Consider the following 17,936-nt stretch of genomic DNA (forward strand, 5'->3'; position numbering starts at 1 on the left):
AAAGCGGAGGCCTGGGCAACATGTTGCCCAGACCTCCGCTTTATCTCCTCCGCCAGGCGTCCTTAGAACGGTGAAGCGAAATCCTGCAGCAAGGGCAGCACCTCATCCTTTGGCGATATCAGCGGCTGCGCTACCCCCCAGTCTATGCCTAAGGCCGGATCGCTCCAGAGGATACCGCCTTCTGTTTCGGGGGCATAGAAGTCAGTGCATTTGTACAGGAAAGTCGTGTTGTCCTCCAGGGCTACAAAGCCGTGGGCAAACCCATCCGGAATGTAAAACAGGTTTTGCTTGTCGGCCTCCAGCAGGCAGGCTTGATGTTGCCCATAGGTCGGGGAGCCTTTGCGCAGGTCCACCGCCACATCCAGCGCCTTTCCACTTGTTACCCGCACGAGCTTAGCCTGCGCGTGCGGCGGCTTTTGGAAGTGCAGCCCGCGCAGTACTCCTTTTCTGGATACTGACTGGTTGTCCTGCACAAAGGTAGGGGTAAGGCCAAAAGGCTCAAACCACCTCTGGCTGAAGGTTTCGGTAAAATACCCGCGGTCGTCTCTGAAAATGCGCGGCTGAAACTCAATCAGCCCTTCAATTTGAAAAAGTCTGTAATCCATAATGTGATACGTACAGGCGTGCCACAGTGCCAGAAGTATAATAGCACATCCGCCTAAAAAGTGCGAAGTTAGCCATTTTAGCGGTAGCATCGGAAAATTTAGAGTAAATTGCACCCTTTCATCCACCTTTGGTAAGCAACAAAGTACAACAACATGCAAGCAACTGTCGCATTTCTGCACACGCACGTACTGGTCGTTATATTATTCCTACTCCTGTTCGCTTTCAAAACGGTACTGCTGCTGCTTAATAAGCACGAAACCCTGGCAAAGGCCCGCAGCAGAACCAAGATGCTGGACATCATTTTCGGAACGCTGATCCTGATCACGGGCGGGTATCTGCTGTTTAACTACAATGGGGTGCCGAGCTGGCTAATCGTGAAAGTTGTACTCGTTCTTGTGGCCATCCCGTTAGGCATAGTAGGCATTAAGCGCGAAAGCAAGGTACTGGCGGTGCTGGCGGTGCTGATTTTCCTGTACGTGTACGGCATGGCCGAAACCAAAAGCCTGACAATGCAGAAGCCGGGACCAATCGAAAACGCCACCATCACCCCTGAGGGCAACAAAACACCCGAGACAGACGCCGCAGAGACAGGCGATGCCGGGCTGAGCGAGTCTGCGGCGGCGCACGAGGAGATTGTGGAGGCGATGGGCGAAGGCCAGCTGTCGAACGCCAAGGCCATCTACACCCAGCTGTGCGAAACCTGCCACGGGGCAGACGGCACCAAGGGGCTGGGCGGGGCAGCGAACCTGCAGGTAAGTAACCTCAGCCTAAAAGACCGTATAAACGTAATCGAGAATGGCCGCGGCCTGATGCCTGCCTTTGGCAGACAGCTATCCGATCAGGAAGCTGAAGCACTGGCCGCCTATACCATGACGTTAAAAAAATAATGAATGGCTAAACAGAAATTCTACGAAACCTCCAAGCCGCAGGAGACTGCCGTGCTGGTGGCCGTACCTCATTACCGCCAAACCGAAGAGCAGACGGAGGAATACCTCGACGAGCTTGCCTTTCTTGCGGAAACGGCGGGAGCACAAACACTTAAACGCTTTGTTCAGAAGCTCGACAAGCCAGACGTCCGCACCTTCGTGGGAAGCGGCAAGCTGGATGAGATCCAGGCATATGTAAAGGAGCACGAGGTGGATATGGTTATCTTTGACGATGACCTGAGCCCCTCGCAGGTGCGCAACATAGAGCGCGAGCTGCAGGTAAAAATCGTGGACCGCAGCTTACTTATACTTGACATTTTTGCCTTGAGGGCCAAAACAGCCCAGGCGCACGCCCAGGTGGAGATGGCACAGTATCAGTACCTGCTTCCGCGCCTGACCAACCTCTGGACGCACTTATCCAAGCAGAAAGGCGGTATCGGCATGAAAGGACCTGGTGAGACGGAGATTGAAACTGACCGCCGTATTGTGCGCGACAAAATCTCCTTGCTGCGCGAGCGCCTGCAGAAGTTCGAGAAACAGAACTTTGAGCAGCGCAAAGCCCGCGCTGGCATTGTGCGCGTGGCGCTGGTGGGGTATACCAACGTAGGGAAATCCACGCTGATGAACCTGCTCTCTAAGTCGGAGGTGTTTGCCGAGAACAAACTGTTTGCCACCGTGGATGCCACGGTGCGCAAGGTGGTACTCGACAACGTGCCCTTCCTGCTTTCCGACACGGTAGGGTTCATCCGGAAGCTGCCCACCAAACTCATCGAGTCATTTAAGTCTACCCTGGATGAGATACGCGAGGCGGACATGCTGGTGCACGTGGTGGATATCTCGCACCCTTCGTTCGAGGACCACATCGCGGTTGTGAACGAGACCCTGAAAGACATTAACTCCGCCGATAAGCCGGTGCTGTTGGTATTTAACAAAATAGACCTGTACCTGGAGAGGCGCCAGCAGGAGCTGCAGGAAGAGGATATGGCGGCACGCCCTTCCCTGGAAGACCTGAAAGCCACTTATATGGCCAAGGAGCACGCTCCGGCCATGTTTATCTCCGCCACGGACAGGATGAACATTGACGCCCTGCGGGAAGAGCTGCAGCGCCGTGTCGCCGAGATTCACTACCAGCGCTACCCGAACAACGTGTAGCGCCCGGCGAAGTATAGAAAATAACATCAGAGACCATGGTTTGCCCCGGCAGCCATGGTCTTTTTGCTTTACGGCCTGCTGCCTCCGCCCGGCCCGCGCATCGCCTCCCCTACACAACTATTTACCCACACTTGCAGTAAGTAGCAAAGCCATACCTGCGACTTTAAAGGGCCGCGGGAGGCACAAGAACGTAGAATCAGTATGAAAACGCTATACATCTTAAGGCATGCCAAATCGAGCTGGGAGTTTGACGAGCTCAGCGACCACGACCGCCCCCTGAACAAGCGCGGCCGCCACGATGCCCCGCTCATGGGGCAGGAACTGGCTTCGCGGGGCGTTGAGCCGGGCCTGATCATTTCGAGCCCGGCCGTACGGGCCATCAGCACCGCCACCCTCGTGGGCAAAGAGCTGGACTACGATGCCGATGACATTGTGGTAGACACCCGCGTGTACGGCGCCAACGAAGAGGACCTGCTGGAGGTGGTGCAGAGCGCACCCGCCGAAATAGGCACCCTGCTGCTCGTGGGGCACAACGAGGCGGTGTCGGACTTTGCCAACCTGCTATCGCCGGAGCCGGTGCCGAGCATGGCAACGACGGGGGTGACAGGGCTGCAGTTCAACTGCGACAGCTGGTACGACATCGCCAAAGACAACGCAAAGCTGCTGTTCTACGATTTCCCGAAGAACCACAGGTAACCCTTTCGCCACAGCCCCGGCTGTTGGTGCAAACACTTTATCAACATGGACAAAGAGAAAGAAAAGGAAGCTAAGACAGCCTATCCGTTTATTAACAGAGAACTGAGCTGGCTCGCCTTTAACTATAGAGTACTGCAGGAGGCCAAAGACAAAAGCGTGCCCCTGCTGGAGCGCGTAAAATTTATGGCCATTTTCTCATCCAACCTGGATGAGTATTTCAAGGTCCGGGTCGCTACGCTCAAGCGCCTCATCAAGCTCAAGAAGAAAACCCGTAAGAAGCTGGAGGAAGACCCTACCGAGACCCTGGACCAGATAATGGCGGAGGTGCACCGGCAGCAGCAGGAGCTCGGGGAGGTGTTCCGGGACGGAATCCTTGCGGACCTGCGCGAGCACGACATCCACCTGCTCACCGAGCACGACCTTAACCCGGGGCAGGAAGCATGGGTGCAGGAGTACTTTGACAAAACGCTGGAGCCACTGCTACTCCCCATCATCCTGGATGAGACAGAAACGCACCTTTTCCTGAAGGACCAGACGGTGTACCTCGGTGTGAAGATGTGGGAGCCGACAGCGGCAGACTGCATGCCGGAGCGCTTCGCCATGCTCGAAATCCCGACAAAGAAGCACGGGACCCGCTTTGTAAAGCTTCCCACCGTAGGCGACCAGCGCTACGTGATGTTTATGGATGACGTGATCCGCTTCTGCCTGCCGCGCCTTTTCCCGAACTACAGTACGTTTGATGCCCATGCCGTGAAAGTATCGCGGGATGCGGAGCTGGACATTGAGGAGGAGGTGTCGGGCAACCTGATGGCCAAGATACGCAACAGCCTGAAGAAGCGCGAAACCGGCTACCCCGCCCGCCTGCTCTACGACCCTGAAACACCGCAGGACCTGCTGGACAGGATGATGGCCCACACCGGCATTACCGAGGAGGCCCTGGTGGAGGGCAGCAAGTACCACAACTTCCGCGACTTCTTCCAGTTTCCGGACTTCAACCTGCCCGACCTCAAGTATAAACCGCAGCCTACCCTGGTGCACCCGCAGCTGGAGCAGGAGCCGAAAATGCTGGCCGCCATGAAGGAGCGGGATTACATGGTCCACTACCCGTACCAGTCCTTTGACTATGTGCTTCGCCTGTTTGAGGAGGCGGCCGTAGACCCGAAAGTAACCGCTGTCAGTGCAACGCTGTACCGGGTGGCCAACAAATCGAAAGTAGCCAAGGCACTGGCAAAAGCCGCTAAAAACGGGAAGCTGGTCACGGTAGTCGTGGAGCTGAAGGCCCGCTTTGACGAGGAGTCCAACATCTATTGGGCGGGCAAGCTGCAGAAAGCCGGGGCCAACGTAATCTTCGGCATACAGGACCTGAAGGTGCACTCCAAGCTCGGCCTCATTACCCGAAACGAGAGGGGCAAGCTGGTAAATTACGCTTACCTGAGTACCGGTAACTACAACGAGGAGACCTCCAAAGTATACGCCGACCACGCCTTGTTTACCTCAGATAAGCGCCTGACCAAAGACGTGGAGCAGGTCTTCAACTTCTTTATTGATAAACAGACGGATAAAGAGTTTGAGCACCTGCTGATGGCCCCGCTGAACATGCGCCAGGGCTTTGCAAAGCTGGTAGACCAGGAGATAAAGAATGCGAAGAAAGGACTGCCTGCACGGGTGACCTTAAAGATGAACGCCCTGCAGGATGAGCGCATGATCAAGAAGCTGTACGCAGCCAGCCAGGCGGGCGTAAAAGTACAGCTGCTGGTGCGCGGCATCTGCTGCCTGGTGCCGGGCGTGGAGGGGCTGAGTGAGAACATACAGGTCCGAAGCATTGTGGACCGCTACCTGGAGCACGCCCGGGTGTACATCTTCCACAACAACGGGGAGGAGAAACTTTACATTGCCTCCGCCGACTGGATGACACGCAACCTGAACCGCCGGGTGGAGGTGGCCTTCCCCATCTACCAGGAGGACCTGGCCCAGCAAATCCGCACCATCATTGACCTGCAACTGGCCGACGACACGAAAACCCGCAGCGTGGACAACAGCTACATTAAACCGCATGCACCTACCCACGTGCGGGCACAGTATGCGATTTACAACTACCTGCGCGAACTGGTGCCGCCCACCCCGGAAACGGCCTGTGAGCGAAGCGAGGAAGAGCAGTAGTATACTTTGTAACCACACCGTAAAAAAGGCAGCGGGGCCAGCTATACTAAATAGCTGGCCCCGCTGCCTTTTTTTGGCTGCTGCCTTGCTTTAATTGTTACGTTCTACCCATTTGCGCGGCGGCACCAAGTAGAGTTCCACCCCTACATATCCGGAGCCAGCCAGGTCGTTGGTGATTAGCTCATCGCGAGAGCCAACCTCATCAAACAGGCGGTGGCGGTAGTACTGCCTAAAGCCTCCTTCCACAGCAAACCACACAAAGTCGTAAATCTCCCGCTCCAGCCTCACCAGCCCTTTGATATCGGTGCGGCGCAGCTCTGTTTCTCCGTAGTTAGCCAGTACTGTCTCAGTCGCACGGATGTTGTAGCTGGCCCCCTCCAGGCGATAGCCGGCATAGAGCAGGGTCTTCTCGTTGGCGTTAAAGCGGATGCGGGCATTAGCCGGGAAGATGGACTCCACCCCCCACTTGTCGTTAAAGGTCTTGTTGAAAAGGATGCCGGGATACACGCTCTGGCGCCCGTAGGTATACCCCAGTTGCAGGCCAACGCCCAGGGCATAGGTCGGCGTTTTTTTCCAGCCGTAGGCCAGGTCCACGGTCATTTTCAGGTAGTCCGGTATGTTAACGTTGTCCCGGGTGTAGTCGCCGTTAAGCTCCCCCTTCACCCGAACGAGGTAGAAGTTCCGTTCGTTAAGCGAGTGCAGGTAAGCAATCTGCAGCCCCAAGCTCTTCATGTTCTTGTCTTCCAGGTAGCGGTACAGGCCGTAGGAGTTGGTACCGGCGCTCTCAAAATTAAACTCCTCCAGCCTATAGTCTACGCCCAGTATGACTTTGGTTTGCGGCTTGTTAACGATCGGTGCAAAAGCCCGCACGAAGAACTTATTATGCCGTTCCACACGGGCGCTCCCGTCGCCTATCCTAGGGTCGTCCGACTCAGAATCAATCTTAAAGCCGGGCAGTCGCTCATATCCTACCACCACGCCGCGGCTCCGGCCCATGCCAATCACCCCGGGGGTAGCGTACTCTTCTAATGTCTCTGTATCAGGTGTCTGCGCCTGCGCCTGCTCCGTAAGGCATAGCAGGACTAAGGCGCCAACCAATAGTTTGCGTATTTCCATAGTTTTATTGTTGCAGTAAGGCTGTAAAAGCCACGTTCCGCGTAATTGCGCGGCACGTTCCCTTATACTTGTAAATCCGTTTTATGTTAAAAAAAGAAGCCGAAGTTCAGCATCCACAGATCTTCCTCCTTGCCTTCGCTGTAGCTCAGCGACAGCACGGTACGGTTCATCAGGTCTACCCACACGCCACCGCCGTAGCCCCAGTGCAGGCTCTTGAAGAAAGCCTCTTTAGGGTCCCCGTCCTGGTACACGCGGCCGGCATCCAACAAGCCCAGCACCCCGAACTTGGCAGGCGTTAAGTACAGGTTATAGTCGAAGAGCTGCAGGCGCGCCTCCCCATTGGCATACAGGCTGCTGCGGCCGGCAAAGCGCGTGCGACGGTAACCGCGCAGGTTCTCGGTGCCGCCCAGCGTGTTTGCCTGAAAGAACCGGTAATCGCCGTAGTTATGCGCTGCTCCAATCTTACCGGCCCAGGTCAGCTGAAAGGGGAAGTTAGGACTGAGGTAAAAGCGGAACTCTGAGTTGATGTTGGTGTAGTGCAGTTTTTCCCCGCCTACCTGCTGGTTGTAGCTGATGTTGTTGTACCAGCGCAGGCCGATCTGCGGGTTTGCCTCTGTGCTGCCAGCCCCGATCACCTCAATGGTGGAGAAGGCCCTTGCCCCTACGTAATGCTGCACGGCAAATTTGCCCTTTTCGGCATCATAGGTGCCTTCGCGCAGTTGGCCTGCACGCGCCGCATCCAGCAGGAAGCTCTCCCTGTCGGGCATGTTTACCTCGAACCTATCGTAAGTGGGCCCGAAACCGATCTTCACGAAGGCCACCGGTAAGCGGTAGAACATGGCGTTGAGCGAGAGGCGCTCGTAGCGCACGTGGTAGTAGTCGTCGCCAAAGCTGTCGCTTTGCCCGGTGTTGTTGCCTAAGCCATAGAAATTACGCTGGAACTGCGGCCCCTGCAGGTGCGCGTTCAGTTGCAGGTTCCAATCCTCCACCACATCCTGTAAGTCGCCGGTGTACTTCACGTTAAAGGAACTCGTGCGGAAGGCATAGTTGGCCTCCAGCAGGTGCGCCGAGGCGTAGGGGTCTTTGCGGAACTTCTGTGTTTTCAGCATCACACCAGCCCCTAAAAACACGCCGTCTTCCACGTTGTACTCCGCCGACAGGCGCGGCCCCAGGTAAGGCAGCAGGTAGTTGTTGCGGTCGTAGATGTTTACCTCATCGTACGGGTCGGTTTTGTCCTTGGTCTCGCTGCCGAAGCTAAACTGGTTTCCCTCTTCCGTGTCATACACAATGGTGTGCTTCTTCAGCCCGCTTACGTGGGAGTTGTCGATGATCACGTCTTCGTCGCCGCCGCCAATAATGCGCACCACAATGCTCTCGTCCACATCCCCGGAAACGATGAAGGCATCCCGGCCTCCCATGCCGTAGATACGCACTTCCTTGGTTTCGTCGGTATAGAATGTCCTGTTGAAGATTTCCTTCAGTATCTCCCCTTCTTTGGAGGTTTTGTAGCCGATCACCTGCAGCTCCTTATCATTGAGGCGGTTGATGAGGTAGCGCTCGTGTTTGTCGCTGCCGGCTATGTCCACGAACTGTGTCAGAAAATCATAGTACGCTGCGGCTGCCTCCGGCAGTTTTTCCCGCCTCGCCTTCAGCTTGGCCGTTATTTCAGCGGCGGAGAGTTCGCGAACCGGTTCCGGCCACTCCTGCACCGCCTGCTCTATCACCTCGTCGGTTACACTTTGCTTGATGTCCTGCGCCAGCTGCAGCCACTCCTCCCGCGTTACTTTGTAGCTAAGGGTGCGGTCGAGGGTAAGGCTGCTGAGGTTTAGCCCCACGATGTCGCCGAAGTCGTAGCCGAAGTTCTGGACGTTGCGGATGCCCCACTTGCGCGTTAGCAGCCAGGGCAGCACACCGTCTGCCTTAAAGAAGGCCTGGTCGCGGTCTTCGGGCACGGGTGTGTACAGGTTGCCTTTGTCGGGCTTGTCCTCCTCTACCCATCGCCACTGCCCCTCATGCCGGTCCCAGTCCCCTATCAACATGTCGAAAAGGCGTGCCCGCACATACTTCTGCTGGTCCACTTCGTGGTCGTTGTCCTCCACCAGCTCCTCCAGCACCTTGTCGGTGCCCACCAGGTTCTTCGCGTTTCCCAGGCTGGCTGTTTCCTCGTGGTTCTCGTCAGCGTCTTCCTCCAGGTAGGCAAGGGTGTTGCCGAATTCATCCCGGTACTGGCGCAGGTACGGTGTGTCCGGGATGTACACCAGCTCAGGGTTTGTGTGGTACACCCCGGCGGCATCGGCTAAAGGGGGAATAATGAGCGCGCCGTAGGGGTGCTGCGCCGATATCTGGTCTTGCAGCAGGTCTTGTGCGGCAGTTTGGCGCAGGTACGGCGGCAGCGCAAGGCCAGGATCTTTGTCCACGCTGCGCAGGGCATATTCTTTGGCTTCGGGGTTGCGCACCTTCAGCGCCAGCGTCTGCTTGCCGCCCCCTTTCTGGTAAGGGGTAAGCCCCCCAAAGGTGTTTTTCATGTCCAGCAGCGGCACCTCCACCGGGGTGGCCCACACATCGCGGTAGTGCTCACCCAGCATGACCTCGCGCAGGCCGCTGGCCTGGTAGTCCGGGTTTGCCGCCAGGGTAATGGTACTGTCGGCGTAGTTGGTGTTGTCTTTCACCACCGGGCGCTCCCGGGGCGGTTTTCTGGTGTAGAGCCGCGTGCGGTACATCACCTTACCGGTCTCCCCCTGATCATCCGGTACCCAAAACTCAGCCCACACTTCTCCGTTCTCATGGTAATCCACCCGCACAAAGCCCTTTACCGTTTGCAGGTAAGAGGCGTCGCCGCCGTGTTTCAGGTAATCTGTTTTACAGCCGGCACCGCTCACGATGTGGGGCAGGTCGCCATACTTAAAATACTCCAGCGCATGCTCATGGCCGGCTGCGTAAGTAACGTTGTCATACTTGCTGAAGATGTCGAGCAGGCCCTGTATGTACGCCTGGTAGCGCGGGTGCGGGATATCCTGCAGAATGCCGCCGTACCGGCGGGCAAAGGGGTAAATGGAGCCAATGACAGGCAGCGGCAGGTACATCCACTCCCGGAGCATGGTGAGCGGGAAGAGGTGGTCCCGCAGCGTGAAGAAGCCGCCGTGCTCTCCGCGCGTCATGAGCGGGTGGTGGCCTACCACCAGTATATCGCTGCCGCTGTTCTTCTCGATCAGGTCCTCGAGCTGCACCAGCATTTCGCCCTCGGTGGCCGCACTGCAACTACTGTTGTCGCCGTAGGGCCTGTTAAAGGGGTGCAGCCACCACTCCGAGTCCAGCGCTATGAGCACCAGGTTATCGCTGAGCCGCACTTCGTAGGGGCCGGGGCAGCCGTTGCCGGGCACGTAGAAGTCGCCCCCCACTACGATGTTTTCTTCCGTCAGGTACTCGTTCACGTAGCGCTGCTCCCGCATTACGGCCTCCAGGCCGCCGCGGCCGCTGTGGTTCCAGTCGTGGTTGCCGGGGATCATGTACTTTTCACCGGGGTAACCCTTCAGTATGTCGAGCTGCGCTTTCAGGCGGTTCTCCGACACCTCGCGGTCATACTTGTCGGGGGCAGGCAGGCCATTCATGTACACGTTGTCGCCAAGGAATATGGTGGCGCTGTTCATGCCGGTCTCCATCATCATCTTGCGCATCAGCAGCATCGACGGTTCGCCGTCCAGGTTGGGCGCGCCCACATCCCCGATCAGGAAAACAGAGTAAAGCACCTCGTTACCGGCGGTTGGCTTTTGCTCCTCCCAGTTTACCGACTCTGCTCCGTAATAAGGCTTGGTACTAACACAGGCACAAAGGGTCAGGCACAGGGCCACACACCACCCTTGGCGCATCAACAGCCGCTGTGCCTTCTGTAAAGCTTCAATCATAGTATAACATGCTTAGTATTGCTGCCGGAAAGGCACCCACGGCTACTGTGCCAGCGCCACAGCAAGGGCCTGTAGGGGCCGGAAGTGGTTGGGGTGAGAACGGGTGTTGCATAGCGGGTAACGTTGCTTTTGGTTGCGCTCCATCCGTGCACAGTGAGTGCCACAGCTGCGGCAGGACTGAAGTTCATAAACGAAAGGTGCCCGCTTTTAGTTATTACCTGCGTATACACCACCGGGCACCGCCGCTGCGGCCCCTCCTACTAACAAAAAGCTGATTTTACCGTAACCGCAGATTACCATGTGCCACATCTTGGGCACCACCGCTGCTGGGGAAGAACCGCCGCTACCGCGGGCCCCAGCTCTGCAACTAAACCACTTATGAAAGACCAAACAATAGCAAGACAGGCTGGAGAGGAAGATCAGGCCATCGTAAAGCAGGCCGGGGAGCATGTGTTCAGGCTCTTTAAGCAGAACCTATCCAAGAAGCTTGTCTACCACAACTACAAACATACTTTTGAGACCGTAGCCGAGGCGCAGGAGCTGGGTCAGCTCAGCAGGCTACCGGAGGACAGGCTCCTGGACCTGGTGCTGGCGGCCTGGTTCCATGACACAGGCTACATTGCCACCTATGAGGGGCACGAGCAGGAGAGCGTGCGCATTGCAACGGAGTGGCTTGAGGAGAAGGAGTTTTCGCAGGAGCGTATTGACCATATCACCGGCATTATCCTGGCCACACAGCACAAGCAGGACCCGGAAACGCTGGAGCAGGAGCTAATGGTGGACGCGGACATGTCCAACATCGGCAAGGACACCTTTTTCGCCACCGCCGAGCTGCTGCGGGTGGAGTGGGAGATCTTCCAGGACAAGTTTTTCTCGGACGATGAGTGGGAGCAGTTTCAGATGGACTTCCTGCTATCGACCACCTTCCACACGATACAGGCGCAGCGCAAGTTTGCCGCACAGCTGGGCCTGAACATACAGGAGCAGCGCAGCCGCCTCAACAAGGAGATCAAGAAGAAGAAGAAAGAGGAGAAGAAGCACCGCAAGACGCTGGCCCAGCCTAAGCGCGGTATCGAGACTATGTTCCGGAACACGTACCGCACACACCTCAACCTCAGCGCCATTGCCGACAACAAAGCGAACATGATGATCAGCCTCAACGCCATTATCATTTCGGTGATCATTACCTACCTCAGTGCCAAGACCTCCACCATCGGGGCCGATTACACCACGCACCGCACTTTTCTGATCCCAATTGGCATTCTGCTGCTTACCACCCTAGGCTCCGTTGTGTTTGCCATCATTTCGGCGCAGCCGGAGGTGACCAGCTTCACGTTTAAGAAAAAGAAGAACAAAAAGCTGGACACCCGCAAAGTCAACCTACTGTTCTTCGGTAACTTCACCAACCTGCCCCTGGAGGAGTTCCAGAGCGGCATGCACGACATCATGCGCGACAAAAAATCGCTGTACAACAACATGATCACCGACATTTACTACTTAGGCGATGTGCTCAACCGCAAGTATAAAATCCTGCGCATTTCCTATACTATATTTATGGTTGGGCTGGTGCTCACGGTGGTGGGCTTCGCGGTGGCGGTGGCCTCTTACTAGGCTACAGGTATACAAAGAGTGTCGCTGTTTGTTTTGTGGTGGATATTAGTGTAAATTCGCCATGCAAAATCACACTTTGCGGCCCTGTAGTTCAATGGATAGAATAGGAGTTTCCTAAACTCTAGATCCAGGTTCGATTCCTGGCAGGGCCACCCAGAAGCCGCCATGCGTTAAGCAGAGCGGCTTTTTTGTTTTTTTATTGAGGCTGCCTTGCCCCTTTACCAGCACCTCTTTTACTGTGTACCATGTTTTTCCGGTTTTAGCCTAGGCTACCCAGAAACACCTCTCCGCTGGCACCAGTGCCTGTCCCTCCAGCTTTGTGATGTACCACAGCCGCTGTTCCTGGTTAAGTTGCGCCATAGGTGGTACCGAGTCTAACCGTTTAGCAGCCTGCCCCGGCTTAAGAGGCTCCACCTTACATTACCATCCATACCAGATGCGAACTACATAGAGGTGTTACTTTTAAGGCGTAAGCTTCCTTTCAGGATACAATTAATGTAAAGAGCTTTAGACATGTTCAATCCTTTAAACATAAACCATATGAGAAGGAAACTCTTTGTCCCGATGCTGGCAGTCCTGCTGACGGCCTTTGCTCCCGTTACTGAAACCGCTGCGGCCACCGAAGTAACAGCCACTGCGGAAGACCCGGCTTTTTGGGAAAGAATCGGGCGGAAGCAAGGAAAGCTGGACCATGAAGCAGGTTATGAGTACGGCTATTCGCAGCCCAACGGAGAGCTATCTATGGCTGAGCTTGATGCTTACTGGAGGGGATATGAAGCAGGCTGGGCTTCGGTGCTGTAAGGTAAGGACAGGAAACTAACAACAAAGGCCGCTCAACTACGAGCGGCCTTTGTTGTTACACCATGCCTTGAAGTATGGATTGGCACAGAGACTACTTACTGCCGCAATACCCCACTTTTGATTCCCATTTCTTATACTTGCCCCAAACAAACTTGCTCCCACAATGAAGACCTCCTCCTCACGCTGCTCCTATGCCTACCGCTGCTGGCGCTTGCTCAGCCCGAACCGCCAAGGGATGAAAATGGCAACATCGTCTACACTAGCCATGTGGAAGTGGCAGCAAGTACAGACAAGCTCTACCACAGGCTTTACGGATACTACCAGAGCCGCTTAGAATCAGTTCAGGAAAGGGATAGGCACGTCATCACGGGGAAAGCCTGGCAAGACATTATCATAGGCCACGGAACGCAGGTAGAGAAGCGTAGGCTCTGGTATATGGTAAAGGTAGAGGTTGAGGAGGGGCTGTACCCGCTACACCATTAGCGACCTGATGCTACAGAAGTACTGCACCCCTAGCCTGCTGGTGCCTTGCAAGGCACAGACGAAACCAGCCCCTGTTGAGAAAGTGCTGTATTCTCCCTACCGCAAAGAGGAAACGACAGACCGGGTTACAAGCAAGTGGAGTTCCAGATTAACGGGATTGTTACCGCGCCTATAGAAGAGACGAAGAAACAGCCGAGCTCTATAGACACAACCACTTAACCTCTTCCCCACAAAGATGCTTGCCTGCTGCTGCCTACAAATGAGCAGTTCCACCTAACACCCGTGCAGGAAGCTTCAAACTTAATCTAATTGAAAGACAGGCAGGCTTCAGAACACGGGGCAGGCAGGCTGTATTTTCTTTTTGACCTGTGTAAACGTAACATTGTAGCCGCAGCTACATATATAGGAGTAGCTATACTTTACGCGCCATGAAAAACCTGTTTCCCTTCACCCTTGCCCTACTCTGCTTAAGTGCCTGCTCCGGCAACAAAGACACAGACCTGGAAGACGAGCAAGCAACCGTTGCCAGCGAAACAGGCGCCCCCACGCCCCTGGCCCCCGATGTGCTTTACGCCACCAAGCCCCTCATCAGCAGCAAGCTCTACAGCCAGCCTGACTTCCAGGCCAGTTCCCTCGCCTACTTTGACACGGCGCAGCAGATTAACGTGCTCGACACAGCCCACGCCATGTTTGTAAAGGCGCGTATCCGGCAGGACACCACCACCATCACCGGCTATGTGCCCAAAACCATACTTCCGGAGCGCAAGAAGTAGATCCCGCTAAAACAAAAAACGGCAGCCCTTTTACAAGAGCTGCCGCCTTCGCTGTATCTGCTGCTGTTTACTTCACCACTACCCGCCGTACCGCACTGTAATTATCAGCCTCCAGTTTTACATAGTACAAACCTTTGGCATAGCGGTCCAGGTTAATGGTTCTGGTCAGCTTAGGTTCGGTGCGCGTTAACGTTTCGTGGTAGATCTCGTTACCGATAACGTTGAGGATGCGCAGCTCTACCTTCTGGGACTCCAGGTTAGAGACTGAAATGGTAAAAACGCCGTTGCTGGGGTTCGGGTAAATGGCAATATCCTCATTCTGCTCCAGGCCCAGGGGGTTCTCCTGCCCCGTTTGCTGCCCCGCCTGTACCTGCACCGGCGGTTTCGCCTGCGCCTGTACCAGTAGCACAGATAAGCATGTAAAAACAGAAAGTATAAATTGTTTCATATAAATCGCGTATCGAATTCTTATTCAAAATATTATAGACAAAAGTCGTTCCATTTATTAAAACGGATGGTCAAGTTTTTTGTTCTTGCATTGTACCCCTTAAAAAGTGGGTGTTCACCAAGTTTCAGGCTACAAATTTGGACAAAATTAATTTATAAAAGTTAATTATTTTGACGAAGGATGTTTTGGTGATCGGCGGCGGACTGGCCGGCTTGGTCAGCGCACTGGGTTTAGCCAGGGCGGGGCTGGCAGTAACACTCGTGGAGAAAAAGGCCTATCCCTTTCACAGGGTGTGCGGCGAGTACGTTTCCAACGAGGTGCTGCCTTACCTGCGCAAACTCGGGGCAGAGATCAGCACCCTTGGCCCAGCCCGCATCAACCACTTCAGACTTACCTCCCCTACCGGCAGTGCCCTGCAGGCAAAATTGGACTTAGGGGGCTTCGGCGTTAGCCGCTATACCTTAGATAATTACCTGTATGAGCTGGCGCAGCGGCAGGGAGTGCAATTTATGCTGCAGCAAACAGTGCAAGAAGTCGCCTTTGCCGACGATAGGTTTACTGCCCGCCTCTCAGGAGGGCAACGCCTACAGGCGCGCGTGGCGGTGGGGGCTTTTGGCAAGCGCGCTAACTTAGACCGCCAGTTGCAGCGCAGCTTCTTCCGGAGCCGCTCTCCCTACATCGGGGTTAAGTACCATGTGCGGCACGATGCCCCGCGCAACGAAATCGCGCTACATAACTTTAAAGACGGCTACGCCGGCACCTCGGCCGTGGAAGACGACCGCTACTGCCTCTGCTACCTGACCACCCGCGAAAACCTGAAAAAGCACGGCTCCGTTGCCGCCATGGAGAAGGCCGTGCTTTACCGCAACCCGCACCTGCGCCAAGTCTTTGAGCAGGCGGAGTTCCTCTACAGCCAGCCCGAAGTTATCAACGAGATTTCCTTTGCCACCAAAACCTGCGTGGAGGACCACATGCTTATGTGCGGCGATGCAGCCGGCATGATTACCCCCCTTTGCGGCAACGGCATGGCCATGGCCATACACTCTGCCAAGATCCTGACCAACCATGTGCAGCACTACTTCTCCAACGGCCAGAACCGGGCAGAGCTGGAGGCGGGCTACACCCACGCCTGGAAAAAACAGTTTGAGAACCGCCTGCGCCTGGGCCGCACGGTGCAGGGCCTATTCGGCAGCCCGGTGCTGTCGGAGATGGCCGTGGGGGCGCTGAAGCACCTGCCCTGGGCGGTACAGCTCATTATGCGGCAAACGCACGGGCGCCCCTTCTGACAGCGCCACATCTATTATGGAACGGCATCCGTACTTAGAAACACATGTGGCAGCTACAGCAGCCACGCAGGGCAGCACCGTAAAACAAGCACCTATACTTCGTAAGATATCGCTATACACTCTACCAACCCCGACCATATGAAAAGCTACATTTGCGCCATCGGCACGGCCAACCCTCCGCACAAGATCCCGCAGATGCAGGTAGCAGACTTTATGGCCACCGCCCTGCAGTTTGACGAGCAGGACACGCGCAAGCTAAAGGCGCTTTACCGGGTGTCGGGCATTGGCCAGCGTTACAGTGTGCTGGAAGACTACACGCGCCAGAACGGCGACTTCTCCTTTTACCCCAACACCCCAACGCTGGAGCCCTTCCCAACCGTGCAGCAGCGCATGAGCGTGTACCGCAAGCACGCCGTGGACCTCTCGGAGGCGGCTATCCGGAACTGCCTTAAGCTGGCCAGCCCGTCGCAGCTAGGCGACCTGACCCACCTGATTACCGTGAGCTGCACCGGCATGTATGCCCCGGGGCTGGATATCGAGCTGGTGGAGCGGCTGGGGCTCTCGCCCTGCGTGCAGCGCACCGCCGTAAACTTTATGGGCTGCTACGCCGCCTTTAACGCCATCAAACTCGCCGACTCTATCTGCAGGGCCAACCCTGAGGCAAAGGTCATGCTGGTGTGCACTGAGATCTGCACGATCCACTTTCAGAAGCACGCCGAGCAGGACCACCTGGTGTCGAACGCCCTTTTTGGCGATGGCGCAGCCGCAGTGCTGATGCAGGGCCAGCCCTGTGAGCAGGTAAGCCTTGAGCTGCAGTCGTTCCACTGCGACCTTGCGCCGGCTGGCAAGCGAGAGATGGCCTGGCACATCGGCGACACCGGCTTTGAGATGACGCTCTCCTCCTACGTGCCCGACCTCATCAAAAAAGGCATAAAGCAGCTCACAGAGCGGCTGCTGCAGGGGCTTAAAACCACCGTGTCGGAGATCAAGCTGTTTGCCATACACCCCGGCGGCAGGCGCATTCTGGAGGTGATAGAGCAGGAGCTCGGCATGACGCGCGAAGACAACCGCTTCGCCTACCAGGTGCTGCGGGAGTTTGGCAACATGTCGTCTGCCACGGTGCTGTTTGTGCTGAAGGAGCTGATGCAGACGCTTACACCGCAGGAACAGGACGAACCTGTGCTGAGCTTTGCCTTCGGCCCCGGTCTTACCCTCGAATCTATGTTACTGAAAGTACACTATGCGGATGCTAAAGCGGCGGTCTAACGAACTGGAGCTGATGGACGACCTGACGCTGAGCGGCGAGGAGCTGCGGCAGAACCTGGACGAGCTGGAGGTAATCAACAACTGGCTGGGCGGCCACAAGGTAGTGCTCAACGCGCTGGACAAACTGGTGGCGGCACACCGGCCGCAGCACCTGCGCATCGCCGACATCGGCTGCGGCGGCGGCGATACCTTGAAAAGCATCGCCCGCTGGGCGCGCCGCAAAAGTATAAAAGTAGAGCTGGTGGGCGTGGACGCCAATGATTTTATGGTGCAGTATGCCCGCCGCCGCTGCAGCCATTACCCGGAAATCGCGATTGTACAGCACGATGTGCTCTCCGCAGAATTTGCCCTAGAGCAGTACGATGTGTTGGTCTGCAGCCTGTTCTGCCACCACTTTACCGATGCGCAGCTGGTACAGATGTTCCGGCAGCTGCACCAGCAGGCGCAGCTGGCCGTTATCGTAAACGACCTGCACCGGCACTGGCTGGCGTACTACTCCATCAAGTACATTACGGCGGCTTTCTCCAAATCTTACCTGGTAAAAAACGATGCGCCGCTCTCCGTGTGGCGCGCTTTCCGGCGGCAGGAGCTGGCGGAGCTGGTGCGGCAGGCGGGGGTGGAGAAGTATGAGCTGCGCTGGATGTGGGCGTTTCGCTGGCAGCTGCTCCTGCAGAAGCGCTAAGACTGGTCTAACGATTTCCCTAAAAAAC

The 17,936-nt window shown here is 56.1% G+C and carries 14 protein-coding genes and 1 tRNA gene; 11 read left to right on the forward strand and 4 right to left on the reverse strand.

All coding sequences use genetic code 11. From position 1 onward, the window contains the following. Positions 1-62 precede the first annotated feature (62 nt). A complete protein-coding gene (gene rfbC / locus CA264_RS15750) occupies positions 63-605 on the reverse strand; it encodes a dTDP-4-dehydrorhamnose 3,5-epimerase (protein ID WP_025608348.1) in 543 nt (180 codons plus the stop codon). 153 nt (positions 606-758) lie between these two features. Here rfbC and CA264_RS15755 point away from each other — a divergent pair, with 153 nt between their 5' ends. The 4 genes from CA264_RS15755 to ppk1 all read left to right on the forward strand — a co-directional run bounded on the left by CA264_RS15755 (position 759) and on the right by ppk1 (position 5,540). Beyond that, on the forward strand, positions 759-1,493 hold the full coding sequence (locus CA264_RS15755; protein ID WP_025608349.1) for a c-type cytochrome: 735 nt from the start codon (positions 759-761) through the stop codon (positions 1,491-1,493). A 3-nt stretch (positions 1,494-1,496) separates the two neighbouring features. Next, on the forward strand, positions 1,497-2,684 hold the full coding sequence (gene hflX, locus CA264_RS15760; protein WP_025608350.1) for a GTPase HflX: 1,188 nt from the start codon (positions 1,497-1,499) through the stop codon (positions 2,682-2,684). Between the two features lie 201 nt (positions 2,685-2,885). Continuing rightward, complete coding sequence (locus CA264_RS15765) at positions 2,886-3,380, forward strand: SixA phosphatase family protein (protein ID WP_025608351.1); 495 nt, start codon at positions 2,886-2,888, stop codon at positions 3,378-3,380. Positions 3,381-3,425: 45 nt separating this feature from the next. Continuing rightward, positions 3,426-5,540, forward strand: a complete 2,115-nt coding sequence (ppk1, locus tag CA264_RS15770; protein WP_025608352.1) for a polyphosphate kinase 1 — start codon at positions 3,426-3,428, stop codon at positions 5,538-5,540. Positions 5,541-5,630: 90 nt separating this feature from the next. On the opposite strand, the gene CA264_RS15775 is transcribed toward ppk1, so the two are convergent. Then, positions 5,631-6,656, reverse strand: coding sequence for a DUF6268 family outer membrane beta-barrel protein (locus tag CA264_RS15775; protein ID WP_025608353.1), 1,026 nt, complete (start codon positions 6,654-6,656; stop codon positions 5,631-5,633). An 86-nt stretch (positions 6,657-6,742) separates the two neighbouring features. Next, positions 6,743-10,558: a bifunctional metallophosphoesterase/BamA family protein gene (locus CA264_RS15780; RefSeq protein ID WP_025608354.1), complete on the reverse strand. Its 3,816-nt coding sequence runs from the start codon at positions 10,556-10,558 to the stop codon at positions 6,743-6,745. A gap of 378 nt (positions 10,559-10,936) precedes the next feature. Between CA264_RS15780 and CA264_RS15785 the strand changes: the two genes are divergently transcribed. The 4 genes from CA264_RS15785 (at position 10,937) to CA264_RS15805 (ending at position 14,226) form a co-directional block, all read left to right on the forward strand. After that, entirely contained in the window at positions 10,937-12,169 is a 1,233-nt protein-coding gene (locus CA264_RS15785) for a Pycsar system effector family protein (RefSeq protein ID WP_025608355.1), read from the forward strand. Positions 12,170-12,249: 80 nt separating this feature from the next. Continuing rightward, positions 12,250-12,321, forward strand: a tRNA-Arg gene (locus CA264_RS15790). A 388-nt stretch (positions 12,322-12,709) separates the two neighbouring features. Continuing rightward, entirely contained in the window at positions 12,710-12,970 is a 261-nt protein-coding gene (locus CA264_RS15795; protein ID WP_157593715.1) for a hypothetical protein, read from the forward strand. A 911-nt stretch (positions 12,971-13,881) separates the two neighbouring features. After that, entirely contained in the window at positions 13,882-14,226 is a 345-nt protein-coding gene (locus CA264_RS15805) for a hypothetical protein (protein WP_025608358.1), read from the forward strand. Positions 14,227-14,293: 67 nt separating this feature from the next. Here the strand turns inward: CA264_RS15805 and CA264_RS15810 are convergent, their stop codons facing one another. Further along, positions 14,294-14,674 (reverse strand): T9SS type A sorting domain-containing protein, encoded by a 381-nt coding sequence (locus CA264_RS15810; RefSeq protein ID WP_025608359.1) that lies wholly within the window; start codon positions 14,672-14,674, stop codon positions 14,294-14,296. Positions 14,675-14,844: 170 nt separating this feature from the next. Here CA264_RS15810 and CA264_RS15815 point away from each other — a divergent pair, with 170 nt between their 5' ends. From CA264_RS15815 to CA264_RS15825, 3 genes are all read left to right on the forward strand, one after another. Further along, positions 14,845-15,960: an NAD(P)/FAD-dependent oxidoreductase gene (locus CA264_RS15815; RefSeq protein ID WP_025608360.1), complete on the forward strand. Its 1,116-nt coding sequence runs from the start codon at positions 14,845-14,847 to the stop codon at positions 15,958-15,960. 138 nt (positions 15,961-16,098) lie between these two features. After that, positions 16,099-17,226 carry a type III polyketide synthase gene (locus CA264_RS15820; protein ID WP_025608361.1) on the forward strand — a complete coding sequence of 376 codons (1,128 nt, stop codon included), beginning with the start codon at positions 16,099-16,101 and terminating at the stop codon, positions 17,224-17,226. After that, positions 17,201-17,908 (forward strand): methyltransferase domain-containing protein, encoded by a 708-nt coding sequence (locus tag CA264_RS15825; protein WP_025608362.1) that lies wholly within the window; start codon positions 17,201-17,203, stop codon positions 17,906-17,908. The genes CA264_RS15820 and CA264_RS15825 overlap by 26 nt, the downstream gene beginning before the upstream one ends. The last annotated feature ends 28 nt before the right edge of the window (positions 17,909-17,936 follow it).

The organism is Pontibacter actiniarum (assembly GCF_003585765.1).
Classification (GTDB): domain Bacteria; phylum Bacteroidota; class Bacteroidia; order Cytophagales; family Hymenobacteraceae; genus Pontibacter; species Pontibacter actiniarum.